This is a genomic window from Cellvibrio sp. PSBB006 (assembly GCF_002162135.1).
GTDB lineage: Bacteria > Pseudomonadota > Gammaproteobacteria > Pseudomonadales > Cellvibrionaceae > Cellvibrio.
This window is the reverse complement of record NZ_CP021382.1, coordinates 3,204,520-3,229,462: the sequence shown is the minus strand read 5'-3', so window position 1 is coordinate 3,229,462 and position 24,943 is coordinate 3,204,520. Positions and strand designations below refer to the sequence as shown.

The following is a 24,943-nucleotide window of genomic DNA, read 5'->3' as shown; positions in this document are numbered from 1 at the left end:
GAGAAGATGGGCGATGTTGAATAGAGCACACGGGCGAAGCCCTTGGCTGCTTGCCCCTGCCTTGCTGGTCAGCAGTTACCAGTCACTGGCAGAAGAGGTAGAGCGGTGGAAATACAATATGACTGAAGGGGTTACGCCTGTCAGTCAGGACATCCATGGTCTCCATATGGAGATGTTCTGGTGGTGTGTCGGTATTGGTGTTGTGGTGTTTGGTGTCATGTTTTTCAGCATGATTGTCCACCGCAAGTCGCGCGGCGTTAAGCCGGCACACTTTCACGAAAGTACTGCATTGGAAATCCTCTGGACCGTCATCCCGGTGGCTATCCTGATCCTCATGGCCATGCCGGCCACCAAAAGCCTGATTAATCTCTACGATGCCTCTGAGGCAGATATGGATGTATTGATCACCGGCTACCAATGGCGGTGGAAGTACGATTATGTTGAGGAAGATCTCAGCTTCTTCAGTAGTCTGAGCACACCGCGCGAGCAGATCGAAGGCCTGGCGCCCAAAGGCCCGCATTATCTGCTGGAGGTCGATGAGCCGCTGGTTGTGCCCATCAATAAAAAGATCCGCTTCCTGATTACCGCCAACGACGTGATTCACGCCTGGTGGGTGCCCGCTCTGGGTGTCAAGAAGGATGCAATTCCCGGTTTTATCAAAGAGTCATGGGCCGTGATTACTGAGCCTGGTACCTACCGCGGTCAGTGCGCTGAGCTGTGTGGTCGTGACCACGGCTTTATGCCCATCGTGGTGGAAGCCAAAACAGAAGAAGACTATCGCGCCTGGCTACAGGAAAAACAGGCTGCTGCCGCGGCTGTTCGCGAACTGACCTCCAAGACGTTTACCTTTGATGAGCTCTACGCGCGTGGTGAAGAAGTCTACAACCGCTCCTGCGCCGCTTGTCACCAGGCTAACGGTGAAGGTATTCCCGGTACATTCCCCAGCCTGAAAGGCGTAGGAGTTGCCGTAGGTCCCATCGGCCAACATATCGATGTGGTTGTGAATGGTGTGAAAGGCACCGCCATGCAGGCGTTTGGTGAGCAGTTGAGTGAAGTGGATATCGCCGCCGTTGTGACCTATGAGCGTAATGCCTGGGGTAACAACATGGGCGATATGACCCAGCCAATTGACATCTATAACCATAAACAAGGCAATTAGGAGCTAGGTTATGGCACACGGTCCTGCTAAGGGTATAACCCGTTGGTTATACACCACCAATCACAAAGACATCGGCAGCATGTACCTCTGGTTCAGCTTTGCCATGTTTCTGCTGGGCGGCGTCTTCGCCCTGGTCATCCGCGCGGAATTGTTCCAGCCCGGATTACAAATCGTTGATCCCAACTTCTTCAATCAGATGACCACCATGCACGGTCTGGTGATGGTCTTCGGTGCGGTTATGCCGGCATTCGTTGGTTTGGCTAACTGGATGGTGCCGATGATGATCGGTGCGCCGGATATGGCACTGCCGCGCATGAACAACTGGAGCTTCTGGATTCTGCCCTTCGCCTTCGCGATGCTGACCTCCACGCTGTTTATGGAAGGCGGCGCCCCCAACTTTGGTTGGACGTTCTACGCTCCGCTCTCCACGACTTATGCGCCGCCGAGCGTGACATTCTTCATCTTCGCTGTGCATATCATGGGCGCCAGCTCGATCATGGGTGCGATCAACATCATCGCCACCATCCTCAACATGCGCGCACCAGGCATGACCCTGATGAAGATGCCATTGTTCGTGTGGACCTGGTTGATTACCGCCTATCTGCTGATTGCGGTGATGCCGGTGTTGGCGGGTGTGGTTACCATGATGTTGATGGACATCCACTTCGGTACCAGCTTTTTTAATGCGGCCGGTGGCGGTGATCCGGTGCTCTTCCAGCATATCTTCTGGTTCTTCGGTCACCCCGAGGTGTACATCATGATCCTGCCGGCGTTTGGTATCGTCAGCGCGATCATCCCGACCTTTGCGCGCAAGCCGTTGTTTGGTTACGCCTCGATGGTATATGCCACGGCATCCATCGCGTTCCTCAGCTTTATTGTATGGGCGCACCATATGTTTACCGCTGGTATGCCATTGGCAGGCGAACTCTTCTTCATGTACGCCACGATGCTTATTGCGGTCCCGACCGGGGTGAAGGTATTTAACTGGGTGGCGACCATGTTCAAGGGCTCCATGACCTTTGAAACCCCTATGTTGTTCTCCATCGCCTTCGTGATTCTGTTCACCATCGGCGGTTTCTCCGGCTTGATGCTCGCCATCGCACCGGCGGACTTCCAGTACCACGATACCTACTTTGTCGTGGCGCACTTCCACTATGTACTGGTACCTGGCGCCATCTTCTCGATCACGGCGGCAGTGTATTACTGGTTGCCCAAGTGGAGCGGCAAGATGTACAGCGAAGTCATGGGTAAAACCCATTTCTGGCTCGCGTTTATCGGCCTGAACCTGACCTTCTTCCCCATGCACTTCTCCGGCTTGGCCGGTATGCCTCGCCGTATCCCGGACTATCACATGATGTTTGCTGACTGGAATATGATTTCCTCGGTTGGCGCCTTCCTGTTTGGCGGTGCGCAGGTCTTGTTCCTCTACATCGTTGTGTCCACCATTGTCAGCGGCAAAAAAGCCACGGACAAAGTGTGGGACGACCCGGAAGGTCTGGAGTGGACCGTGCCGTCGCCGGCGCCTTACCACACATTCAGTACACCACCGGAAGTGAAGTAACGGGGTTTCGTGATGAAGGGGCTGCTGCCAAATAATCCCATCCATGCGCTCTGCCTGAAGCTGGGCGTACTGGGAATTGGTATGTTTGCTTTCGCTATCTGGGTTATGCCGCCGATTTACGATGTGTTCTGTGAAATCACGGGACTCAATGGTAAAACCGGCGGCCCTTACCAGGCTGTATCAGCGGAGGTGGATACCAGTCGAACCATCACTGTGCAATTCGTAGCGACTAACAACGAAGGTATGCCATGGGAGTTTTCGCCCGAGGTGCGTACGGTGAAGGTTCATCCGGGTGCCCAAACGCGAATTAATTACTTCGCGAACAATCGCACGGATAAAGACATGATCGGTCAGGCAATTCCCAGCCTGGTTCCTTTTAAAGCTGCCACGTATTTTCACAAAACAGAATGTTTTTGTTTTGAACAGCAGCCATTAAAGGCGGGCGAAAGTGCTGAATTGCCGATGTACTTTATTGTCGATCAGGATATTCCTGAACATATCCACACCATCACCTTGTCTTACACCTTATTCGATGTAACTGAACGCTATGCCGACGACAAGGTTGCGAAAGTAGCAAACTAAAGAAAGCGACGAATTAAAGAAAGTAACAAATTAAATTGGACGTTTAACCGCAAAACCATAACGAACGCGGAGAGAAAAAATGGCAACGCATGAAGGAAGTTATTATGTACCCGAACAGAGCAAGCTGCCGATCTGGGCCAGCTTCGGCCTGTTCCTGACAGTATTTGGTGCCGCTAACTGGATCAACGGCAACAGCAACGGCCCGATGATATTTTTCGCGGGCGGGCTGGTATTTGCTTTTGTGTTATGGAGCTGGTTTTCCACGGTAATCAGCGAGAACATGGCTGGTCTTAACGGCCCGCAACTCAAGCGTTCATACGTATGGGGCATGGGCTGGTTTATCTTCAGTGAAGTGATGTTTTTTGCGGCATTCTTCGGTGCATTGTTTTATGTGCGCACCATGGCATTACCCTGGTTAAGCGGTGAGGGCGATGCAGCGGCAACCAATGAATTTTTATGGAAAGGTTTTGAAGCGGAATGGCCGCTGATGACTACGCCGGACATGGCGGTGAATGGCGATAAAGCCACCATGCTGGGGCCAAAAGAAAACATGAGCTTTCCTGGTCTGGTCGCTATGTTCAGTTGGTTGCCCTTCTGGAACACGGTGATCCTGCTTAGTTCGAGTGTCACTGTTCATTTTGCCCACAGTGCCATCAAGAATGACAAACGCCAAGCGTTTAATGCCTGGCTCGGTTTGACCGTGCTGCTAGGGATGATCTTCCTGGTGTTACAGGTGTGGGAATACCACCATGCTTATACCGAACTGGGTCTTACTCTCGAATCCGGTATCTATGGTACAACCTTCTTTATGTTGACCGGTTTCCACGGTGCACACGTGACCCTCGGTACGTTTATGCTGTTGGTGATGTTGCTGCGTTCGGTGCTCAAAGGCCATTTCAAACCGCATGATAATTTTGGTTTTGAAGCCGCCAGTTGGTACTGGCACTTTGTCGATGTGGTGTGGGTCGGCTTGTTTATCGCGGTTTATATCTTTGGTTGATGGTTATTTTCAGGCAGCTGCCGAATGGCAGTTGCCTGAAATTCAAATACGGTGATCCCAAGGTGCCTGGCTGTGTAATATGCCGCTATAAAATCCGTAGAAAATACACAGCATCATCAGTACCGCCAGGGTGATGCGAATACCCAAGGCATATAAGGTTCTTTTCGATTGAGGAACGTTGGCATCTTTCAACAAAAATCCCAACGCGCTGCTGAGACTGATCAGGATACCCACAAACAACACCAGAATAATTATTTTCAACCACATAGCAGTTTCCGTGTAATCAGTAAAAAATTGTGATGTAAGCGAAGGCGAGATTGAGGTACACGTGAACTCTGTCGATAAATCCGCACATCAACCGCGTTTCGTTGTGACCTTCAATCGCAATATCACCCTGTTTACGTTAATAGCCCTGCCAATTTTATGCAGTCTGGGTATTTGGCAGTGGCACCGGGCGGCGGAAAAACACGAGCTGGAAACCCGCTACGCACAGCTGCATGCGCAGCCACCGGTAACGCTGACAATGGAAAATATCAGTGACTTGCCCGACTATCAACGCGTTATGGTGCAGGGATACTTTGACAATGACCATACATGGTTGCTGGACAATAAACAACGTCACGGCAAGGTTGGCTTTGAGGTCATTACGCCATTTGTATTAACGGGAGGCCAGCGCTTGTTGGTGAATCGTGGCTGGTTAGCAGCGGGCGATACGCGTGCGCAATTGCCGGTAATTGAAGATGTTCCGGGGCAGGTAACCCTGTTTGCTGAATTGGTTTCGGTGGTGAAGCATCCTTTATTGGATGCGCATAGTGAGCGCAGCGACTGGCCGAGGATAATAATGGCCATCGATGTGGAAGACATGAACGCACAATTGCAGAAAGATCTTTTACCGCGCTACGTGCGTTTGGATGAAGGTAGTCCAGGTGCGTTTGTGACCGGGTGGCAAGCTGTCAACATGACACCGGAAAAACATATTGGCTATGCATTCCAATGGTTTGCCATGGCGTTTGCATTGGTCATCTGGTTTGTATTCGCCAATTCTAATCTGGTGGAATATTGGCGCAGTCGCCGACAGAAAAACAGGTAATAAAAAGGCTTTTTATGAGCAGTGATGTAACCCCTTTAACCGAACAGCAAAAACAGCAACAGCGCCGGGGGCGTATACAGGCAGCGGCAATTATGTTGATTGTTATTCTGCCCATGGTGATTGCCTACAGTGTGTATTACACGGGTGTTGGTGTCCCGCAAGGCACCATCAACAAAGGTCAATTGATAGACCCTCCACAGCAGATTGACGACCTGTCTCTCCAAACGCTGGACGGAAAGAATTGGCATGTCGCCGATCAAGCTACGCGATGGCGCTTGATCATTCCGGGGCACGCGCAGTGCAATGAACTTTGTCAACAAAATCTTTATCTGACACGGCAGGTGCACATTCGTCTCGCCGAAAAATCCGGCCGCGTGGAGCGCCTGTATTTATTGCTTGATCAACATATTGATGCAGCCACTGAGGAATTTATTCACACTGAACATCCGCATATGCCGATAGTTAAAAGTTCGGCAGATGCGGTTAAAAATCTATTCGCCCAAACCAATTTACCTCCAGAAGCCATCTCTGCTGGCCATTATTTTCTGATGGACCAGGAGGGCTTTATCATGATGTCCTACAACCCCCAACATCAAGGCAAGGATTTGCTCGACGATATCAAGCGCATGCTTAAATATTCATATGAGGAGTAAATCCGGTGTGGCATAACAATACATTATCGAGTGCATACCGTTGGGGTTTGATCGCCACTGCCATCGCATGTGTCGTTGTCGTCTTGGGCGCATTCACACGCTTATCCGATGCGGGACTTGGCTGTCCTGATTGGCCGGGTTGTTATGGACATCTGACCTGGCCGAAAAGTGATGATGCAGTAGCGCGTGCCGAAGCGCGTTTTCCGGAATTTCCTGTAGAGCATGATAAAACCTGGCCGGAGATGGTTCACCGTTACTTTGCCGGTTTTCTCGGCCTGATTATTCTGGGCATTACGATTTCGACCTGGCGTTGGTCGGTGAAGACACCGCACCAATCCTACCCACGCAAGCATGCTTTAGGTTTATTGTTTTTGGTCATCATCCAAGGCTTGTTCGGCATGTGGACAGTGACCTTGAAATTGTGGCCACAAGTGGTCACCGCACATCTCTTGGGCGGCTTCGCGACGCTCAGCCTGTTGTGGCTATTCACCTTGCGCTGCGCCGGCACTACCTGGCAATTACCCAGCGACAAGCATCGACAATTAACCGGAATAAAGTGGTTGGCACTGTTGAGTTTGCTGGCGGTCATTACCCAGATCGCCTTGGGTGGTTGGACCAGTTCCAATTACGCCGCACTGGCCTGCACTGATTTACCGACATGTCACGGAGAATGGTGGCCGGCCATGGACTTTGAGCACGCTTTTAATTTTGCGCAAAGTATCGGCCCCAATTATCTTGGCGGATTACTGGAAAACGAGGCACGCACGGCTATTCATGTTACCCATCGGGTGGGCGCGATTGTCGTGACGATGCTGGTATTACTGCTGTCATGGAAATTACTGCGCCTGGGAAGTTTTGTCACTCGACCCATTGCCTGGTTGTTAATGTTAGTCTTACTCGGACAAATCAGTTTGGGTATAAGCAACATTGTGGGATCGTTGCCCTTGGCCGTTGCAGTCGCCCATAATGCTGTCGGAGCCTTGCTTTTATTGGTGATGGTTACGCTGATGCATCGCTTGTTTACCGCCAAAAGTTGTTAACCGGATTCTGCGCGAGCAGAGGTAGTGAAATGAACAAAGTTCCAGAAAGCCAAACCACACAGACAATCGCTTCCGCCAATTGGCGCGACTATTACGAATTGTGCAAACCGCGTGTCGTCATGTTGATGATTCTAACCTCATTGATCGGCATGTTTCTCGCTGTGCCCGGTATGGTGCCCCTGGACGTATTGATCATCGGTAATCTCGGTATTGCTTTATGTGCGGGTTCAGCTGCGGCAGTCAATCATCTGGTTGATCGACACATCGATAAAAAAATGGCACGCACCTTTAACCGCCCGGTAGCCAAAGGACGTGTTGAGCCGATGCAGGCCGCGCTCTTCGCGCTGGTGATTGGCGCGCTGGGTATGACGTTGTTAGTGGTGTTTATTAATGTACTGACAGCTGTGCTCACGCTCGCTTCGCTCCTGGGTTATGCCGTTATCTACACCTTATTTTTAAAACGCGCTACTCCGCAAAACATCGTTATTGGCGGCCTCGCCGGTGCTGCGCCGCCTTTATTGGGATGGACAGCCGTTACCGGCGAAATTCATGGGCATGCGCTGTTGCTGGTGTTGATTATCTTCGCCTGGACACCGCCGCATTTTTGGGCTTTGGCGGTGCATCGCAAAGATGAATACGCGAAAGCTGACATTCCGATGCTGCCAGTAACCCACGGCGAGGCTTACACAAAACTGCACATTTTGTTGTACACCATCATCATGATTATCGTGACGGTTTTGCCTTACATCACAGGTATGTTTAACTGGTTGTATTTATTGGGCGCCCTGGTATTAGGCGCCGGCTTTTTGTATTGGGCGCTCGCTATGATTTTTAGCAAAAAACCTTCGGTGGGAATGGATACTTTTAAGTATTCCATTATTTATTTGATGGCGTTGTTTGTCATTATGTTGCTAGACCACTATCTATTGCCAATGCCGCAACATCTTGAATTTAATCTTTAGTAGGTAGCGTTGTGACCGATACACCGGACGAAAATTTTGATCTTGCCAGCCGACAACGCGGGATACGCAATACTGTCATCATTTTATTGTTGATTGTGGCAGCTATTATCGGTCTGATTGTTCACAAGGTGACGAAGCCGCGTATCCTGAGTCAAATGGAATTGCGCGCTCAGGATGCCATTTTGTTTGACACGCCGCGTCGGTTTAGTGATTTTGAATTGATTGATGATCATGGCGAGCCATTTACGCGGGAAGATTTACAAGGTAAATGGTCGTTATTATTCTTTGGCTTTACTCAATGCCCGGATATTTGTCCGTTGACCCTGTTGGATCTCAGCCGGCTTTTACCGACGTTGCCAAAAGAGATTGCTGAAGATACCCAGGTTATTCTGGTGAGTCTGGACCCAGCACGCGATACACCGGAGGTGCTGAACGAGTACGTGGCAGCCTTCAATAAAGATTTTATTGGCGTAACTGGAGAGTTTCTGACATTGCGTCGCTTCGCCAATGAACTAAATGTGGCGTTTGCCAAGGTGACGCAGGGAGAAGATTACACTGTCGATCACAGTGGCAATATTGTGTTAATAAACCCTATGGGCGATTACCACGGTTTTTTCAAGCCGCCCTTTTCCGTGGACAAATTACAACTGACGTATACATCAATCGTACGCAGCTTTGATTTCTGATGCTCACCTGTTTTACAAAAATATTTACCTAGTGACTTTCATTGGGTATTGATTAAGCCACTTTGCTGGTGACCAACTCACAGGATAAATCTTCCTGCCATTGCATCTGATCGCTGTAATGCAATAAACGCATCTTGCCCTGATAGTCTTCTACCAGCGCGGTGCAGTTTTCAATCCAATCACCGGTGTTGGCGTAGCGAAGCCCTTGCCTTTCAAACAGCGCCGGATAATGAATGTGTCCGCAAATAACACCGTCAAAACCACGCCGCCGGGCTTCTTCCATAGCCTCATTTTGATAAGTTTCAATAGCTGCTTTAGCGCCTTTAATATTGCTTTTAATCAGACCAGCCAGGGAGAAATAGGGGCGACCCATCCACTTGCGGAAACGATTTGCCCAGCGATTGATAAACAATAAGAAGTTGTAAGCAATGTCACCACAAAATCGAGTCAACCAACTGAGGTTGATATACGCATCCATGGCGTCGCCGTGCATGATCAGCAGTCGCTTGCCATCGGCAGTGGTGTATTCATGTTCCAACGCAATTTCAATTGGCCCGAATAACTGGCCGCAAAAATGGCGCATGGGTTCATCATGATTACCGGGTACATAAATGACTCGGGTACCTTTGCTGGCTAATTCATAAAATTTCAACATCACTTGATAATGTTTTGCCGGCCAGCAGAAGCGTCGCTTGAGCGCCCAGAGATCAATGACATCGCCGACGAGATACAAAGTGTCGCATTTGATATCGCTGAGAAACTCCAGCAGATAATCCGCCTTGCAGTCGCGATACCCCAAGTGGATATCAGAAATCCAGATAGTACGCGCACTGATATGGTTTGCGGGCGGTCGGGATTGGGGTTGGGACAATGCGGAGGTTAGTGGGGCGCTGTTGATATCGTCGTTACGCAAGGCTTGGCGGTATGCAGTCATGGTGCTGTTCCGTCGGGCTGTTTGCGCCAAGTCTTACCCAGCCATGTGACGGCTTTGCAACAGGATGATGAATATTTAATGACGAACAAAATGACGAAAATTAATTAGCCGGCTTGTTGTGCGCTTTTTGGATGGAGGATATCGGAAGGGTCGATATGAATGCCCTGGCCGGCCAATGCATTCAGTTGGCGTTCGTTTAGCTCCATGGCAAACGCGGTATAGCAGCGTTTGACATCAGGGGCATGGGAGCTGGCACCAGCAATCAACAGATTAATGATGCCTTGGGTCGTGGAGAGTTTGTGACGCGTGCCTGTGTGATAGTGGAGATGGTTGGCGAGTTGTTGCAGATGAAAAACAGCGGCTTGGGAAAAGATCAAGGTGTCCATGATAAATCCTTCCCTAAGGGGCCTATCAACCGTTACTGACTTTTTTGTTGTCCTGCAGCAGCCAATCCAGAACCGCCTGACGGCTTTCCAGCATATTTTTGTAAGTTTGAACTACAACGGGATTCGGGTTGCGTTGTTGTTCAAGCAGTTTCAGTCGATCAGCCAGAAACGTGATATCTGATTGCACCTTGATGGCAATCTCTTCGCTGTTAATCGCTTCATCACCAATGTTAAGTACCGCCATGATGCATGATCCTTGTGCGTTAAATTGTTACCAGTTTGCTACAAAGCACAACTGCAAAACAGTGGCTAACGGCGGTAGATCTTGTGAGATATTGCCTACAGGGTAAAAGCGCTAAGCCAATCGCTGCTTAGTTAACGTCAGAATAAAGAAAGCGGTGGCGGACAACACGATAGAAGGGCCAGCCGGCGTATCCCAAAAAAACGAAGCGGCTAAGCCGCCGCATACCGAGAGACAACCCAGCAGGCTGGCCAGTATCGCCATAGCTTCCGGCGTATGGGTTAAGCGGCGGCTGGCGGCGGCCGGGATAATCAGCAGGGCGGTAATCAACAGTACGCCCACGATCTTCATGGCGATGGCGATGACCAGCGCCATTAATAGCATCAATGCTGTGCGAACGGCTGTTACCGGCACACCCTCAACCTGGGCCAGTTCTTCATGAACGGTAATTGCCAGCAAAGCGCGCCACAACCCTATTAGTGCAGCCAGCACCAGGACAGAGACAATCCAGACGGTGACCACATCGGTCAGATTGGCTGAGAGAATATCGCCAAACAAATAAGATAAAAGGTCAATGCGACTCTCGCTGAATAAACTCACCGTCACAAGTCCCAACGCCAGGGTGGAGTGAGACAAGATACCCAGTAGCGTATCTGTAGCGAGAAAGCGATTTTGCTGCAAGGCGACCAATATCAGTGCCAACAATAAACAACCCACCGCCACGGCCAGGTTTAAATTGATATTCAGTAAAAACCCGAAGGTGACACCGAGTAATGCCGAGTGAGCCAGGGTATCGCCAAAGTAAGCCATGCGCCGCCACACCGCAAAGGAGCCCAGTGGACCCGCCACTAAAGCTACACCAAGACCGGATAGCAGCGCATAGAGTAAAAAGTCAGGCATGGTGATCGTGCTCGCAATCAGCACCGTGGCGGTGGGTAATAATGTTGCCGTGAGCATCGTGTTGATGATCGTGGTGATGAGTATAAATTGCCACTTGAGGCTTGGGTGAATCACCAAAGAGCGCCAGGTAAGCTGGATCGCTGGTGACTTTTTCCGGGTGGCCGTGACAACACACATGCTGGTTGAGGCAAATGACGGTATCGGTGGTGGCCATCACCAGGTGCAGATCGTGGGATACCAGCAATACGCCGCATTTACGCCGCTTGCGTATCTCGTTAATCAATCCATAAAGCGCTGACTGGCCAGTTACGTCAACACCTTGAACCGGTTCGTCCAAGACTAATAACTGTGGATCGCGCAAAAGAGCCCGGGCCAGCAAGACACGTTGGGTTTCGCCACCGGAGAGCGACTGCATGGGTGTTTGTTGCAACTGGGTAATACCGGTTAATTGCAATATCTCCGAGAGCTCAACCTTGGGCTTGCCCCCGAGGGCGAGAAAGCGCGCGACGTTTAAAGGGAGGCTTGCATCAATATTCAGTCGTTGCGGCATATAGCCGATGCGCAAGTCCGCACGACGCACAATAGTGCCCTCATCAATGCTGATTAAGCCGAGGACACTGCGCACCAAGGTCGTTTTACCTGCACCATTGGGGCCGATCAATGTAATGATTTTGCCTGCTTCGAGTGTCAGATCGGCATTCTTCACCAGATAACGGTCGCCCCGTCGAACACCGACGCCGCGAGCGCTGATCAAAGGCTCACTCACGATGCTTTTTCCTTACGTGGTTTGTTTACACACGCCGGGCAAATGCCCATTACCTCCAATGAATGAGTCTCCACGATAAAGCCGGCTTCTTTTGCTGATGATTGGATATCCTGGGTCAATTTAGTGTTATCTAACTCAACAGCCGTGTCGCATGAACGGCAAATCAAAAAATGACTCTGATGTTTCTTTTCCGGGGAGGGACAACCGATAAAAGCATTCAGCCCGTTGATGCGGTGCACTAGCCCCTGCTCAAGTAAAAAATCCAGCGCACGATAGACTGTTGGCGGCGCTACTCTCCGCGTAGACGCGGAAGCCAGCATATCCATCAGTGTGTAAGCGCCGAGGGGTTTGTGATTTTGCCAGATCAGCTCAAGCACCTGTTCGCGCAAAGCGGTCAGACGCACGCCTCGACTCTCACACAAATGACGCGCAGACAACATGGCGTCTTTGATGCAGTGATTGTGATTGTGGTGGCTATAAGCCAGAGGCGTTTTTTCCATAGCGAAGCGTAATTTCCGGTGAGCTGGCGAGAAGCAAGTATGTTACTCTATAACAGTCTTTGGCACTACCAGTCTTTATCTTCCCTCTTTGTTTGGTACCGGCGCTTCTTATGTTTCACTCCCGTTCATTAATATTTTTGAGATGTCTTCCAGGCATTTGTTGTTTGCAGTTGCTGGGATTATTGATGCTCCCATTAACGGCTGCTGCTGACGTTAGGGTATTGACCAGCATCAAACCTCTTGCCCTGATTGCCAGGGAAGTTGTGGGTGATAAAGCTAGCGTGGAAACCTTGCTGCCGGTGAAAGCTTCGCCACACGATTATCCGTTGCGGGTCTCTGATATTCGCCGCCTGCAACAGGCGGATCTGGTGCTTTGGGTAGGGCCAAATCTGGAAGCTTTTTTGCAGCGCCCTTTGAATAATATTGCGTCAGAGAAGCGCGTCGCTGTCTATGATATTCCCGGTATGTATTGGCCGGAAGAGGAGCCGCATTCGTCCCCCGGTGAGGCCAGCCATCAACATCATGGGCATGATCCGCATGTCTGGCTTGATCCGCGCAATGCCATTGTCATTGCGCAAGCATTAGCAAAAAAATTGAGCGAGATTGATCCTGCTTCGTCAGCTTTTTACACGAACAATGCCAGAAATTTTTCTGTAGCGGCCATGGAACTGGATCGACAGCTAATGACGGCATTGGCTCCGGCGAGAGATAAAGGTTTTGCGGTTTACCACGAAGGCTATCTTCACTTTGTGAAGCGTTATGAGTTACAGCAGCTGGCTTATGTGACGTTTACCCCGGAGCGTCGTCCCGGTGCAAAACATTTATATGAATTGCGCAACAAATTAAACGGCCGTGCCGCATGTCTTTTTACCGAGCCTTATTATGACGTAAGCATTGCTATGGATCTGGCGCAAGAATTGAATTTAAAAGTCGCTATCCTCGATCCTATTGGCGAAGAACAGGTGACATCTTATAAGGAGTTATTAGAAAAGATGGCGCAAACTTTTTTAGCTTGCCTTACGAATCGCTCCGTTACGGGAGAAGTTTAAAGGTACACGCAGGGTGACACCACGATCTGATAATGACTCAATTTGCCGCTTGTTTAGCTCCATGACAAATGCGTCATAGGATTCACGGACGTTAGCATCTTGTGCAAGCGCAGCGGCTTTCAACAAATCAAGAATACCTTCCGGTGTGGCAAGTTTATGTCTTACACCACTGTAATGGTAATAATGACTACCTAATTGTTGTAAACGAAAAATAGCAGACTGCGAGAAGATCAGAGTATCCATAAAAATTCCTTTGCTATTCAAAAACGATTAGCGATTGATCCAGAAATTGGTACATCCAGTCTCTCTAACGACAACCTCAACGAAAGAGTTGTTCACAGTGTAGGTGAATAGTGAAGAGTTTCAGGGCGGTAGCTCACTTAATAAGTACTAAATGTCAAATTTGTGATGCGAATAAAAAAAGAACCCTGTGTTTTTTGCACAAAAGGAAATAAGTGCCGACACAGGGTTAATCACGAGGAGAAAAAGGGTCAATAAAAATCCGGTTTGTGGTGATATAAACCGGATAAATAAAATCAGTAATCCAATTGGTTGTTAAATTTTTCTTCCAGACTTTTTTCCAGTTTGGCATTGAGTTTTTCATTCAATGCATCAGTTTTTTCAGCCAGGATGTCAGTGTGACGTTGTTCGGCAGTGGTCTCAGCCTTTTCCAGGGTCCAGCTTAACGTGCTGCCAGTTTCTGCTGCTGCAATGGTCAGATTTGAATAAGCTGCAGCGTCATCCGCCAGCGCATTAGTGGTCAGCATCAAAGCTGCAACGATAAAAGCGAGTTTTTTCATGTTTTCGTCCTCCGTGGGATGTTTTGCCTGTGAGGTGCCGGTGTCTCCGGTCAGCCCCTTGTTTGTTACTTGATGTTACGCATGGTAACACATTTATTATTTTGCGCTAGTGGTATTTCAGAAAAGTTTAATTTCCATGATGGTTTTGTGAATAAATACCGATACTTATACGAATATATGCATGTGGATAATCAACTTTGGCGTCAGGTAACACAAGGTAACACTTAATGGCGGGCTTATCTGGGAGGGGAATACATGGTTTCGGTGGGTTTGGCTTGTCGAAGGAAAGCTTCGGAATGAGAATTGGCTTGGGTAACAAGGTGGGGGCGGGCCGACCCGTCGGTTATTTTGGTGTATCCTGCGACCTTCTCTGCTTATGCCTGTCCACTCAGGGCGGAATGCCTCTTGAATACTAAAGAATGATGATTCATGACTCAGAATGATTTTCCCACGGCACCCCTGGTGCTGGTTGACGGCTCTTCATATTTGTATCGCGCGTATCACGCGTTGCCACCCCTGACCAACTCCAAAGGACAGCCGACGGGAGCGGTTAAGGGCGTTATCAATATGTTGCGCCGTTTGCGCAAGGACTATCCCCAAAGTCCCGTCGCGGTAGTCTTCGATGCAAAAGGTAAAACGTTTCGCGATGAACTGTTTGCAGCTTACAAAGCCAATCGACCGCCGATGCCGGATGATCTTCGGCCCCAGGTTCAACCTATTCACGACATTGTCACCGCTATGGGTTTACCGCTGCTGGTCGTCGAGGGCGTGGAAGCGGACGATGTGATTGGCACCCTTGCGCGGCAGGCGGCGGAAAAATCTCGTCCCGTCATTATATCTACAGGTGATAAGGACATGGCACAGCTGGTTTGTGAGCATGTTCATCTGGTCAATACCATGACCGACAGCTATCTCGATGTGCCGGGCGTGAAAGAAAAATATGGATTTGGGCCAGAACTGATGATCGACTTTCTGGCGCTGATGGGCGATAAGGTTGACAACATTCCCGGCGTGCCGGGAGTGGGGGAGAAAACCGCACTGGGCCTGATTCAGGGTTTGGGCGGACTTGATGCGATTTATACCAACCTTGAAGCTGTACGCGAACTGGATTTTCGCGGGGCAAAAAAAATGCCGGAAAAACTACAGGAGCATCGTGATCAGGCCTTCCTCTCCTATCAGCTCGCAACAATCAAAACGGACGTGCCTCTCGCGGTAACCCCGGAATCCATCCATATCGGCCAGCCGGATAATCAACGTTTGCTCGCTTTATTTGCGGATCTGGAATTTAAAAGCTGGGTCGCGGAACTCAGCGATGCCAGTGTAGCGCCGACAACAGATTTATTTCAGGCTTCAGGTTCAACACTCAATGAGCCCGATGTGGCGCCACACGTTGAAACTGTTGTGCCGATTGAAGTCAATTATGAAACGATTGTCGATAAAGCCGCCCTTGGGCAGTGGATTGATCGTTTGGCAAAGGCTGAGCTTTTTGCATTTGATACAGAAACCACCAGCCTTGATGCCATGCAAGCCAGGATTGTCGGTGTTTCCTTTGCTGTTGCGCCGGGTGAAGCCGCTTACGTGCCTTGCGGCCACGATTATATGGGCGCACCGACCCAGTTGGATCTTAACGATGTATTGCAGGCGCTCAACCCTTTACTGGAAGACGCCAACAAACAAAAGGTCGGACAAAACCTGAAATATGACCGCAGTGTTTTGTTAAATCACGATGTCAGGTTGGCGGGTATTGCCTATGACACGATGCTGGAATCGTATGTGCTGAATTCCATTGGCAGTAGGCATAACATGGATGACCTCGCCCAAAAATACCTTGGTCACACCACGATTCTCTTTGAGGAGATTGCCGGAAAAGGATCGAAGCAACTTACCTTCAACCAGATCAAGGTAGAAGACGCTGCGCCTTATGCCGCGGAAGATGCTGATATCACCTTGCGCTTGCACCAGCGGCTTTGGCCGGAGCTGGAAGCAATTGCTTCGCTAAAACGTGTATTCACCGACATTGAAATGCCGCTGTTACCGGTGCTGTCAGCTATTGAACGCAATGGTGCTCTGGTGGACGCCAGGTTGCTTGGTCAACAAAGTATCGAGTTGGGTGAGCGCATGGTCGAACTTGAGCGCAAGGCCTACGATATCGCCGGGCAGGAATTTAATTTGGGGTCACCCAAACAGTTGGGCGCGATTCTGTTTGATCAGCTAAAACTGCCAGTGATCAAAAAGACCCCAACCGGATCTCCCTCGACAGCGGAAGAGGTGTTGCAAGAGTTGGCGTTAGACTATCCTTTGCCCAAGGTGCTTATGGAGTACCGTATGCTGGCGAAGCTTAAGTCCACCTACACCGATAAATTGCCGTTGATGATCAATCCGGAAACCAAGCGAATCCATACGTCATATCATCAGGCAGTAGCCGCTACCGGGAGACTCTCCTCGACAGATCCGAATCTGCAAAACATCCCGATTCGCAACGAGGAAGGCCGTCGGATTCGTCAGGCATTTATAGCGCCAACAGGCTACAAAATCGTGGCAGCGGACTATTCGCAAATTGAGCTGCGTATTATGGCCCACCTGTCAGAAGATGCCGGTTTGCTGAATGCATTCGAACATGAGCTGGACGTGCATCGCGCCACGGCGGCCGAAGTGTTTGGTGTCGACCTTGATCAGGTAACGCCGGAAATGCGCCGTAGTGCCAAAGCCATCAACTTCGGTTTGATATACGGTATGTCGGCATTCGGCCTCGCCAAGCAGTTGCACCTGGGGCGCAATGAAGCACAACAATATATTGATCGCTACTTTGAACGCTATCCGGGTGTTCAACGTTATATGAACGAAACGCGCGCGCTGGCTCATGAACAGGGGTATGTGGAAACCCTGTTTGGTCGGCGGCTCTATCTGCCGGATATCAATGCGCGCAATAAAAATCTACAGCTGGCCGCAGAGCGCACAGCGATCAATGCACCTATGCAGGGAACGGCGGCGGATATCATCAAGACTGCGATGATTAACGTTGATAACTGGCTGTCTGAAAGCCAGCTGGACGCGCGAATGATCATGCAGGTGCATGACGAACTGGTGCTGGAAGTCGCGGAGAATCAGGTCGAGACGGTGAGCAAATCCCTGAAACAACACATGTCTTCTGCCGCATCCCTGAAAGTGCCGCTGTTAGTTGAGGTGGGGGTGGGAAACAACTGGGATGAGGCGCATTAATTCGCTTTTATGAAGTTCTGACCGAGTCGTCAGAAAAATTTTGTCAGTGGGAGTGAACTTATTAAAACGGCGGTAGGTCATAGAAATGTGTGTTTTATGTTCATGAGCTAACTCCTCCCCCTGATTGGCTTTTTAAGCCAGCTAAGCCTTCTAAGTATCAAGCGAAGCAACCCCGATGATAAATCGGGGTTTTTTTTTGCCCCGAAATTCGGTCATTTGCTTTGAAAATTGGCAGAAGTGTCGACATCGGCACGTAGCAAGTAAAAAGTTTTATTACCGTTGAACTTAATTATCCGGCCGTCGGTCGTAAATTCTGAACGCAAGTAGTGGCTACTCCCCATAGCTTCTGTAACCGCTTCAACTGACATCACCCCAAGGGTGTCAGTCCTTTACTCCGGTGATCTTCCTCTTGAATCACCGGATTTTTTTGCCTCAAATTTGAGCGAAACGGGTGTGTTACTGAGGAGTTTCCAGGGTCAGCCAGGCTTGTAATTGGGCTTGCAGTTCCTCGATACCGCTGCGCTTCAACGCAGAAAAGCACTGCACACTGATACGCTCGGCTATTCCTGCGGCTTTTAATTCCTTGATGACGGCCTGGCGCACATTATTGGCCGGCCCGCGATTCAGTTTATCGGCTTTGGTGAGCAGGATATGGACCGGCATATCTGCATTGATGGCCCAGCGAATCATGGTCGAATCAAATTCCTGTAAAGGGTGACGGATGTCCATCAGGAGTATGAGGCCACGCAGACATTGGCGTTTTTGCAGATACTCCGACAGGTGACGCTGCCATTCTTCCTTCATATGGCGCGATACCTTGGCATAACCGTAGCCGGGTAGGTCCACGAGTCGCTGTGTGTCTGAAAGATTGAAGAAATTGATCAGCTGGGTGCGTCCCGGAGTCTTACTGGTCCGCGCCAGTTTAGTGTTAGTCAACGCATTGATTGCGCTGGACTTTCCGGCGTTGGAGCGACCGGCAAAGGCAACTTCTACGCCGGTTTCCGGCGGGCATTCGCGCAGACTGGGCGCACTCTTGGTGAAATAGGCCTTGCTAAAAACAATGTCACTGCACATAAAGCCCTGCAAAATGGTGTGTTATTAAACGGTTGGTATATAATGCGAACCGCTTCTATATGGCCGTTCCCGCATCGGGGGCGGAATTGTAGCCTGAGCATAACAGGCAAGGCCAATCAGGCCGCAGAAGAAATCGTCGTAATCGTAACGAAACATAATCAGAACAACGGGTTAGCCAATGAAAAATTTACTGAAGCATGCACTTTTTTCGCTGGGATTGATGGCCATTGCGCAAGGCGCATTCGCCGCCGGTGATGCCAAAGCGGGTGCAGATAAAGTAGCGGTTTGTGCCGCTTGTCATGGTTCTGATGGCAACAGCCCTCTGCCGACCTTCCCCAAACTTGCTGGTTTGGGTGAGAGATATCTGCATAAACAACTGCAGGATATCCAGGCTTGGGATCTTGAGAAAGACGCTGCTAAAAAGCCAACCACGGGTCGTGCCGTGCCCGAAATGACGGGTATGTTGAGCAACCTGAGTGATCAGGATCTGCAAGACATTGCTGTTTATTTTGCCAGTCAGACTATTCAATTGAGCGGCGCAAAAGATTTACAAGTAAAAGTGAATTCAGGTGTTATGGTTGATGGCCTGGATCTGGGCGAGCGGATTTATCGCGCGGGTAATCTGGCCAATGGCGTACCGGCTTGTACCGGCTGCCACGCGCCGGATGGTCATGGCAATGCACCGGCAGGCTTTCCTCGCTTAAGCGGCCAATACCCCGAGTATGTTGAGAAGCAGTTGCAGGCATTTCGTAGCGGCAACCGCACCAATGATGGTGATCAGATGATCATGCGCTTGGTGGCAGAAAAGATGAGTGATGCTGAAATCAAAGCTGTGGCCAATTTTGTAGGCGGGCTTAATTAATTGATAGCAGCGTGAATCAGAAATTAAAAGGCGACTCAGGTCGCCTTTTTTACTATCGGCAGTCTGGTTTCGTTAACTTTTCAGTTTTTTACGTCATGGAATCTGGCCCATGGCTTGCTTTTGCTAGTGGAACTTGAATAACCTTCCCGGTTCTATAGTGCGTGCGGCAGCGTACATTTAACTCTATTCGATAACAACGGAGTAAATCCTATGCGTTTTTTGGTGGCCCTTTTTGCCGTTTTCCTCTCTCTTGCAGCTTGTGCTGAACAATCATCCAAACAGGCATATGTTGCCGGCGAACATTACATCGTGCTGGATCAACCGGTAAGAACCGTTGACCCGAAGAAGATTGAAGTTGCTGAAGTATTTTCCTACCACTGCGGGCACTGCTTCAATTTCGAACCTGCCTTGCAAGCCTGGAAAAAGCAACAACCGGACGACGTGGTAGTAGTACAAACTCACGCAATCTGGAATTCGCAAATGGAAAATCTGGCACGCGCCTTTTACACCATTAAAGCATTGGGCATTGAAGACAAAGCACATATGGCTATCTTCAACGCAATTCACCTTGAGCGTAAAAACTTCAATACCCCGGATCAGTGGGCTGAATTTCTATCTGGCTACGGTACAGATAAAGCCGCCGTACTGAAGACCTTTAATTCTTTCGGCGTGACCAGTCAGGTAAAGCAGGCTGACGCACGTGCGCGGGGCTACGGAATCACTGGCACACCGGAGATCATCGTCAACGGCAAGTATCGCATCAGCAGTTCCAAGTTGAGTGGACAAGCTGAGATGTTGAAAGTAGCTGATTTCCTTATCGAAAAAGAGCGCGCTGCTCTCTAGGTACAATTTAACAATAATCGCCTGCCCGCCAGTGCCTGTTGCTTCCATGCGCAGGTGCTGGCGGGCAGTTTCGTTTCTGGCAAGCGTGTTCTGGTGAAGTGTGTCTATAATCATAGGCACATAAAACGACTGAACAGGCTTTATCATGGTAGATCGCCCGGACGATACCGCTCATCACACGAACTGGCGTGACAAATATCTCGATGCTCTGGATACCCAGGAAGCAATAGAGCAGCAGCGGGAACTCCTGAGGCGCGCACTGGTGCGTCTCAGTGTGTCGGCGGATGGGCACCATGATTCTCTCGATACGGCGTTGGACAAGCTGCGTCACGCCCTGCGCAAAGATGTTTCACTCGATACCGGGGATCTCCAGCAACTGTTTGATCAACTCGATCAGGCCGTGGTTGCATTTGAGCGGCAGCGAGAAGCAACCGGGCAGCACATGTATCAGGCACTGGCTGATATTCTGCGGCCGTTCCATGATCGACAGCTCTCGCGGGGATTAAAAAAAGATATCGGAAATTACCTGTCACAATTACCCAAGCGCAGTGAAAAAATTCGTTTATATCCTGTGCTGTTAGAACAACTGGCTCATCTACAACAACGCGTTTTTATCGAGCTACAGCAACCACCAACCGGTATTCTGCAAAAACTGTTCGGTACCTCGCCAACAGTCGATGCTTCCCAAGGCTCCGAAAAACAAGGTTCAGAAAACCAAGGTTCCGAAAATTTTACTGCTGCGGAATCTCTGGTTACGGAAAACAGATCACTTCATCATATGCCGGATAATCACGAAGTGATTTCTCCTGCATCGTCCCAGCAAACAATTGTTACCAATGTTAGCCAGGTGTTAAGTGACATGCTTGACAAGGTTGACGTACCGGAAACGATTGCCTCGGATGTTGACATTATTCGCCAGCGACTGACGCAGGGCCTTTCCTCTGATAATTTGATATCAACATTGGAGCATGTGCGCGATCTGGTAGTTGAAGCCTACCTCGCGGCCAATCAGGCATTTGCTACCTATCTCAACAATGTTAATCAGGAACTGGCCGATATCTATCGCGTGTTGGGTGGTGCCGCCCAGCACCATGCGGAACGGCGCGAGGTAACCCGCAGCTTGCAGGATTCGATGATGCAACAAGTCGCCAATCTGGAAACCCATGTGGAGACAGCGACAGACCTGAACCAATTAAAAGCACAAGTTACCTCGCAGCTCGGCAATATTCGTCAGGCGCTGGACAATTTCCATCAGAGCGAGCAGGAGCAGCACCTATTGACCGGCCAATTACAGACGCTGGCGGAAAAGGTCAAAGCCATGGAGGAAGATGCCGAGCGAAACCGCAACGCGATGGAAAAACATCGTTATAAAGCGTTGCATGATCCATTAACAGAATTGCCTAACCGGGAAGCCTACAACGAACGTGTAGAGGCAGAGTGGCAGCGTTGGCAGCGCTACAACCACCCGTTAACGCTGGCGGTATGCGATCTCGATCACTTCAAAAAAATTAATGACAACTTTGGTCACCAGGCAGGTGATCGGGTATTGAAAGTCATCAGCCGTTCTATTGCAAAACGATTGCGTGAAGTTGATTTTTTTGGTCGATATGGCGGTGAAGAGTTTGTTGTGATTTTACCTGAAACGCCGCTTGAAAAAGCCGTGGCGGTGTTGGAAAAAATTCGCGCGGCGATAGCGAACACCGCGTTTAACTATAAAGATGAACCCCTCGCTATCACTCTATCCATGGGGATCACTGAATTTCGTGCGGGGGACACAACGGAAAGCGTTTTTGCCCGTGCCGATCGCGCACTTTACGCCGCCAAGGCTAGCGGGCGTAATCGTTGTCAGGTTGCTGAATAATATTTCCTCGGAGATTTGCTCGATCTGCGCCAGCATTATGTATCAATAAAAATAATCAGCAGTTGTTTAACAGTATTTAACATTTCTCCACAAAATAGAGCGATTCAAATAGCTGCATCGGGGTTTATGCTGGCGCCGCTTGGGTGCTCATTTATGCAAGCGGAACAATAATCATAATTCATACCTGACCGGTGTTATTGGCGATGCAGTTCGTCATTATGCCGGCATAACAGGCGAGGAGAACGACATGCGCTTAATCATATTCTCACTTTGTTTTGCCTTGGCTGCCGTAGCGCAGGCCAAGCCTAATCTGAAAATTAACGATCAAGGTTACTTTGCTACCCAGGGTTTAAACGTCACCGTATTTGCCGATATTTATCCTGATGGTCACCAGACCGGCGTCACTGTTATTCAACACGGCTCACGTGTTGCTGCTAACGGTGATTTGCGTCTTGAGGCTTCACCGGGGCAATGGTCTCCAGTGCCGCGCGGTGTCGGTGATGCGGTCGTGGATAAAGAAGCGCAGCGTATTTCCCAGACGCTTGCTTACCCGGACCCGGACAAAGATCGCAAAGGTTTTAACCCGATTTTATATCCGGATTTGCAATTTTCTTATCAGGTCCATGTAACAGCGCTGGACGGCAACAGTTTCAAGATATCTGTAGATCTGGATAAACCTTTGCCCAAAGAGTGGATCGGTAAAGTAGGTTTTAATTTTGAATTATTCCCCGGTCATTTATTTGGCAAGTCTTTCTTGATGGACGAGCAGTCCGGCATCTTCCCGCAGCAACCCAATGGACCTCTGGTTCATCATCATGGTGAAGTGCTTACGGCGCCTTTGGCGGTAGGCAAAAAATTTACGCTCGCGCCTGATCAGGATCAACAGCGAATGCAAGTGGAAGTAAAACGGGGCGGTGCACTGGAATTGTGGGATGGTCGTGCCAATCACAATAATGGTTGGTACATCCTGCGCAGCGAAGTGCCGGAAGGCGCAACGAAAAATGCTATTGAATGGGTTGTTACGCCCAATGTTATAAAGAACTGGCGTTACGCACCTGTCATTCAGGTTTCACAATTGGGTTACAGCGCACAACAATCCAAAAAAGTCGTGATAGAGCAAGATGCTGCCGATACCAAAGCAGATCGTGTGACGTTGTTTCGGTTAACAGAGGACGGAAAAAAAGTTGTACAGCGTGGCAAGCCGGAAGCCTGGGGTAAATTTTTACGTTACCACTACCTCACCTACGACTTTTCCGACGTGACAGAGCCGGGGATGTACGTGGTGAGTTACCGCGATCAAACCTCCCACGCATTTAAAATCGGTGATGATGTGTTTGATCGCCACGCCTGGCAACCCACACTGGAATATTTTTTGCCCGTGCAAATGTGTCATATGCGCGTGAATGAGAAATACCGTGTGTGGCACGGGCTTGATCATCTCGATGACGCCATCATGGCACCGGTAAATTTTAACCATATTGATGGCTATATCTCCGGCCCTTCAACCTTGACGACATTTAAACCCGGCGAGCGCGTGCCCGGCTTGAATGTGGGTGGCTGGCACGATGCGGGTGATTACGACCTGCGGGTAGAATCGCAAATCGGGACGGTCTGGCTGCTGGCGATGATGGTAGAAGAATTTGGTCTGGATTATGACGCGACCTTAATCGACCAGGAAAAACGTCTGGTTGAGATTCACGTGCCCGATGGCAAGAACGATGCGTTGCAACAAGTTGAACACGGCTTGCTGAGTATCCTCGGCGGCTATCGTGCCATGGGCCGTTTGTATCGCGGAATTATTGTGCCGACCATTCGCCAATATGTGTTGTTGGGCGATGCTTCGGTGCAAACTGATAATTTTGATTACGATGCGAATCTCAAACCCGGTGAAATCAAAAACGGTAAGTCGGGTACACCCGATGACCGCTGGGTTTTTACCGAGGACAACCCCGATCGCGAGCTCGATGTTGCCGCCGGATTGGCCGCCGCCGCGCGAGTCTTGCGTCAATACAATCCTGATATAGCGAAAGAATCACTGAGCGTAGCGCAAGCACTTTATCGCGATGCGTTTGCACGCAGCGATGACGTTGCGGTAAAAGCGTTTGTGTTGGCGGAGTTGATTTTATCCACCAATGATCAGCAATACCGTGATGCCTTGATCGCAATGCAAGCGGATGTTGTCAATAACATTGCCGACACCGGCTGGACGATCGGGCGCGTCATGGACAAGATCAACAATCCTGCGTTTGTTGACGCTGTGTCTGACGCCGTTGCGCAGCATCAACAAGCCTTGCGTGCGGCAGCAAAAACGGAATCGCCCTACGGCGTGCCTTACAAGCCCAATATCTGGGGCGCCGGTTGGACCATTCAGGACTTTGGTGTTAAACAATATTTCTTCAACAAAGCCTGGCCGGAACACACCAGCGCCGACTTTTATCTCAACGCGTTAAATTTTGTGTTGGGTGTACACCCTGGCGAAAATACCCAGTCTTTTGCATCGGGTGTCGGCGCTAATTCGGCAATTGTTGCTTACGGTGTTAATCGCGCCGACTGGTCTTATATCCCCGGTGGTGTGATTTCCGGAACGGCATTAATTCGTCCGGATTTACCTGAGCTGAAAGTCTGGCCATTTTTCTGGCAACAAACGGAATATGTCATGGGTGGCGGAGCAACGAATTATATGTTCCTGGCACTGGCGGCGGATGCGTTGGCGAAACAGCAGGCCAACCATCCCTGATAAACCAAATGAAGAATAAATTCGCGCGGTATAGTGCG

General features: G+C 49.8%; 25 protein-coding genes. 15 read left to right on the top strand and 10 right to left on the bottom strand.

The window, feature by feature from the left end:
* The first annotated feature begins 13 nt into the window (after positions 1-13).
* From coxB to CBR65_RS13315, 4 genes are all read left to right on the top strand, one after another.
* Positions 14-1,159 (top strand): cytochrome c oxidase subunit II, encoded by a 1,146-nt coding sequence (coxB, locus tag CBR65_RS13330; protein ID WP_087467307.1) that lies wholly within the window; start codon positions 14-16, stop codon positions 1,157-1,159.
* Between the two features lie 10 nt (positions 1,160-1,169).
* Positions 1,170-2,720, top strand: coding sequence for a cytochrome c oxidase subunit I (gene ctaD / locus CBR65_RS13325; protein ID WP_087467306.1), 1,551 nt, complete (start codon positions 1,170-1,172; stop codon positions 2,718-2,720).
* 12 nt (positions 2,721-2,732) lie between these two features.
* Complete coding sequence (locus CBR65_RS13320; protein ID WP_087467305.1) at positions 2,733-3,302, top strand: cytochrome c oxidase assembly protein; 570 nt, start codon at positions 2,733-2,735, stop codon at positions 3,300-3,302.
* A gap of 79 nt (positions 3,303-3,381) precedes the next feature.
* On the top strand, positions 3,382-4,302 hold the full coding sequence (locus tag CBR65_RS13315; RefSeq protein WP_087467304.1) for a cytochrome c oxidase subunit 3: 921 nt from the start codon (positions 3,382-3,384) through the stop codon (positions 4,300-4,302).
* Positions 4,303-4,344: 42 nt separating this feature from the next.
* On the opposite strand, the gene CBR65_RS13310 is transcribed toward CBR65_RS13315, so the two are convergent.
* Positions 4,345-4,569, bottom strand: coding sequence for a DUF2909 domain-containing protein (locus tag CBR65_RS13310; RefSeq protein WP_087467303.1), 225 nt, complete (start codon positions 4,567-4,569; stop codon positions 4,345-4,347).
* Between the two features lie 61 nt (positions 4,570-4,630).
* Between CBR65_RS13310 and CBR65_RS13305 the strand changes: the two genes are divergently transcribed.
* From CBR65_RS13305 to CBR65_RS13285, 5 genes are read left to right on the top strand one after another with little or no spacing between them, the layout of a single operon-like run.
* The gene (locus tag CBR65_RS13305) at positions 4,631-5,392 is read left to right on the top strand and encodes an SURF1 family protein (RefSeq protein ID WP_157672072.1); all 762 of its coding nucleotides are present in this window, start codon (positions 4,631-4,633) and stop codon (positions 5,390-5,392) included.
* A 14-nt stretch (positions 5,393-5,406) separates the two neighbouring features.
* Complete coding sequence (locus tag CBR65_RS13300) at positions 5,407-6,045, top strand: hypothetical protein (protein ID WP_087467301.1); 639 nt, start codon at positions 5,407-5,409, stop codon at positions 6,043-6,045.
* A 5-nt stretch (positions 6,046-6,050) separates the two neighbouring features.
* Positions 6,051-7,085: a heme A synthase gene (locus CBR65_RS13295; RefSeq protein WP_087467300.1), complete on the top strand. Its 1,035-nt coding sequence runs from the start codon at positions 6,051-6,053 to the stop codon at positions 7,083-7,085.
* Positions 7,086-7,114: 29 nt separating this feature from the next.
* Positions 7,115-8,047, top strand: coding sequence for a heme o synthase (gene cyoE, locus CBR65_RS13290; protein ID WP_087467299.1), 933 nt, complete (start codon positions 7,115-7,117; stop codon positions 8,045-8,047).
* 11 nt (positions 8,048-8,058) lie between these two features.
* Entirely contained in the window at positions 8,059-8,733 is a 675-nt protein-coding gene (locus CBR65_RS13285) for an SCO family protein (RefSeq protein WP_087467298.1), read from the top strand.
* A gap of 52 nt (positions 8,734-8,785) precedes the next feature.
* Here the strand turns inward: CBR65_RS13285 and CBR65_RS13280 are convergent, their stop codons facing one another.
* From CBR65_RS13280 to CBR65_RS13255, 6 genes are all read right to left on the bottom strand, one after another.
* A complete protein-coding gene (locus CBR65_RS13280) occupies positions 8,786-9,667 on the bottom strand; it encodes a UDP-2,3-diacylglucosamine diphosphatase (RefSeq protein WP_087467297.1) in 882 nt (293 codons plus the stop codon).
* Positions 9,668-9,771: 104 nt separating this feature from the next.
* Positions 9,772-10,053 (bottom strand): hypothetical protein, encoded by a 282-nt coding sequence (locus CBR65_RS13275; RefSeq protein WP_087467296.1) that lies wholly within the window; start codon positions 10,051-10,053, stop codon positions 9,772-9,774.
* Positions 10,054-10,078: 25 nt separating this feature from the next.
* Complete coding sequence (locus CBR65_RS13270) at positions 10,079-10,297, bottom strand: hypothetical protein (RefSeq protein ID WP_087467295.1); 219 nt, start codon at positions 10,295-10,297, stop codon at positions 10,079-10,081.
* A 111-nt stretch (positions 10,298-10,408) separates the two neighbouring features.
* Complete coding sequence (znuB, locus tag CBR65_RS13265; protein WP_087467294.1) at positions 10,409-11,194, bottom strand: zinc ABC transporter permease subunit ZnuB; 786 nt, start codon at positions 11,192-11,194, stop codon at positions 10,409-10,411.
* Complete coding sequence (znuC, locus tag CBR65_RS13260) at positions 11,187-11,960, bottom strand: zinc ABC transporter ATP-binding protein ZnuC (RefSeq protein WP_087467293.1); 774 nt, start codon at positions 11,958-11,960, stop codon at positions 11,187-11,189. The genes znuB and znuC overlap by 8 nt, the downstream gene beginning before the upstream one ends.
* Entirely contained in the window at positions 11,957-12,460 is a 504-nt protein-coding gene (locus tag CBR65_RS13255) for a Fur family transcriptional regulator (RefSeq protein WP_087467292.1), read from the bottom strand. Before CBR65_RS13255 ends, znuC begins: the two co-directional genes overlap by 4 nt.
* A gap of 185 nt (positions 12,461-12,645) precedes the next feature.
* Here CBR65_RS13255 and CBR65_RS13250 point away from each other — a divergent pair, with 185 nt between their 5' ends.
* On the top strand, positions 12,646-13,509 hold the full coding sequence (locus CBR65_RS13250; RefSeq protein ID WP_157672071.1) for a zinc ABC transporter substrate-binding protein: 864 nt from the start codon (positions 12,646-12,648) through the stop codon (positions 13,507-13,509).
* Here the strand turns inward: CBR65_RS13250 and CBR65_RS13245 are convergent.
* Positions 13,468-13,752, bottom strand: coding sequence for a hypothetical protein (locus CBR65_RS13245; protein ID WP_087467290.1), 285 nt, complete (start codon positions 13,750-13,752; stop codon positions 13,468-13,470). The genes CBR65_RS13250 and CBR65_RS13245 overlap by 42 nt on opposite strands.
* Before the next feature lie 293 nt (positions 13,753-14,045).
* Complete coding sequence (locus CBR65_RS13240) at positions 14,046-14,309, bottom strand: hypothetical protein (protein ID WP_087467289.1); 264 nt, start codon at positions 14,307-14,309, stop codon at positions 14,046-14,048.
* Positions 14,310-14,738: 429 nt separating this feature from the next.
* On the opposite strand from CBR65_RS13240, the gene polA reads away from it, so the two are divergent.
* Positions 14,739-17,528, top strand: a complete 2,790-nt coding sequence (gene polA / locus CBR65_RS13235; protein ID WP_087467288.1) for a DNA polymerase I — start codon at positions 14,739-14,741, stop codon at positions 17,526-17,528.
* A 456-nt stretch (positions 17,529-17,984) separates the two neighbouring features.
* On the opposite strand, the gene yihA is transcribed toward polA, so the two are convergent.
* The gene (gene yihA, locus CBR65_RS13230) at positions 17,985-18,602 is read right to left on the bottom strand and encodes a ribosome biogenesis GTP-binding protein YihA/YsxC (RefSeq protein WP_087467287.1); all 618 of its coding nucleotides are present in this window, start codon (positions 18,600-18,602) and stop codon (positions 17,985-17,987) included.
* Positions 18,603-18,780: 178 nt separating this feature from the next.
* On the opposite strand from yihA, the gene CBR65_RS13225 reads away from it, so the two are divergent.
* The 4 genes from CBR65_RS13225 (at position 18,781) to CBR65_RS13210 (ending at position 24,905) form a co-directional block, all read left to right on the top strand.
* Positions 18,781-19,464 (top strand): cytochrome c, encoded by a 684-nt coding sequence (locus tag CBR65_RS13225; protein WP_087467286.1) that lies wholly within the window; start codon positions 18,781-18,783, stop codon positions 19,462-19,464.
* 210 nt (positions 19,465-19,674) lie between these two features.
* Positions 19,675-20,307, top strand: a complete 633-nt coding sequence (locus CBR65_RS13220) for a thiol:disulfide interchange protein DsbA/DsbL (protein WP_087467285.1) — start codon at positions 19,675-19,677, stop codon at positions 20,305-20,307.
* A gap of 145 nt (positions 20,308-20,452) precedes the next feature.
* The gene (locus CBR65_RS13215; protein ID WP_087467284.1) at positions 20,453-22,168 is read left to right on the top strand and encodes a GGDEF domain-containing protein; all 1,716 of its coding nucleotides are present in this window, start codon (positions 20,453-20,455) and stop codon (positions 22,166-22,168) included.
* A gap of 247 nt (positions 22,169-22,415) precedes the next feature.
* Positions 22,416-24,905: a glycoside hydrolase family 9 protein gene (locus CBR65_RS13210; protein WP_087467283.1), complete on the top strand. Its 2,490-nt coding sequence runs from the start codon at positions 22,416-22,418 to the stop codon at positions 24,903-24,905.
* Positions 24,906-24,943 lie beyond the last annotated feature (38 nt).

Bases quoted from the DNA above. Each gene is read 5' to 3' on its own strand.
- CBR65_RS13275 (WP_087467296.1), bottom strand. From the start codon at position 10,053: ATGGACACCTTGATCTTTTCCCAAGCCGCTGTTTTTCATCTGCAACAA.
- CBR65_RS13255 (WP_087467292.1), bottom strand. From the start codon at position 12,460: ATGGAAAAAACGCCTCTGGCTTATAGCCACCACAATCACAATCACTGC.
- cyoE (WP_087467299.1), top strand. From the start codon at position 7,115: ATGAACAAAGTTCCAGAAAGCCAAACCACACAGACAATCGCTTCCGCC.
- polA (WP_087467288.1), top strand. From the start codon at position 14,739: ATGACTCAGAATGATTTTCCCACGGCACCCCTGGTGCTGGTTGACGGC.
- CBR65_RS13310 (WP_087467303.1), bottom strand. From the start codon at position 4,569: ATGTGGTTGAAAATAATTATTCTGGTGTTGTTTGTGGGTATCCTGATC.
- znuB (WP_087467294.1), bottom strand. From the start codon at position 11,194: ATGCCTGACTTTTTACTCTATGCGCTGCTATCCGGTCTTGGTGTAGCT.
- CBR65_RS13300 (WP_087467301.1), top strand. From the start codon at position 5,407: ATGAGCAGTGATGTAACCCCTTTAACCGAACAGCAAAAACAGCAACAG.
- CBR65_RS13320 (WP_087467305.1), top strand. From the start codon at position 2,733: ATGAAGGGGCTGCTGCCAAATAATCCCATCCATGCGCTCTGCCTGAAG.
- CBR65_RS13315 (WP_087467304.1), top strand. From the start codon at position 3,382: ATGGCAACGCATGAAGGAAGTTATTATGTACCCGAACAGAGCAAGCTG.
- CBR65_RS13245 (WP_087467290.1), bottom strand. From the start codon at position 13,752: ATGGATACTCTGATCTTCTCGCAGTCTGCTATTTTTCGTTTACAACAA.
- CBR65_RS13240 (WP_087467289.1), bottom strand. From the start codon at position 14,309: ATGAAAAAACTCGCTTTTATCGTTGCAGCTTTGATGCTGACCACTAAT.
- CBR65_RS13250 (WP_157672071.1), top strand. From the start codon at position 12,646: ATGCTCCCATTAACGGCTGCTGCTGACGTTAGGGTATTGACCAGCATC.
- CBR65_RS13215 (WP_087467284.1), top strand. From the start codon at position 20,453: ATGGTAGATCGCCCGGACGATACCGCTCATCACACGAACTGGCGTGAC.
- coxB (WP_087467307.1), top strand. From the start codon at position 14: ATGTTGAATAGAGCACACGGGCGAAGCCCTTGGCTGCTTGCCCCTGCC.
- CBR65_RS13225 (WP_087467286.1), top strand. From the start codon at position 18,781: ATGAAAAATTTACTGAAGCATGCACTTTTTTCGCTGGGATTGATGGCC.
- CBR65_RS13280 (WP_087467297.1), bottom strand. From the start codon at position 9,667: ATGACTGCATACCGCCAAGCCTTGCGTAACGACGATATCAACAGCGCC.
- CBR65_RS13220 (WP_087467285.1), top strand. From the start codon at position 19,675: ATGCGTTTTTTGGTGGCCCTTTTTGCCGTTTTCCTCTCTCTTGCAGCT.
- CBR65_RS13210 (WP_087467283.1), top strand. From the start codon at position 22,416: ATGCGCTTAATCATATTCTCACTTTGTTTTGCCTTGGCTGCCGTAGCG.
- ctaD (WP_087467306.1), top strand. From the start codon at position 1,170: ATGGCACACGGTCCTGCTAAGGGTATAACCCGTTGGTTATACACCACC.
- yihA (WP_087467287.1), bottom strand. From the start codon at position 18,602: ATGTGCAGTGACATTGTTTTTAGCAAGGCCTATTTCACCAAGAGTGCG.
- CBR65_RS13270 (WP_087467295.1), bottom strand. From the start codon at position 10,297: ATGGCGGTACTTAACATTGGTGATGAAGCGATTAACAGCGAAGAGATT.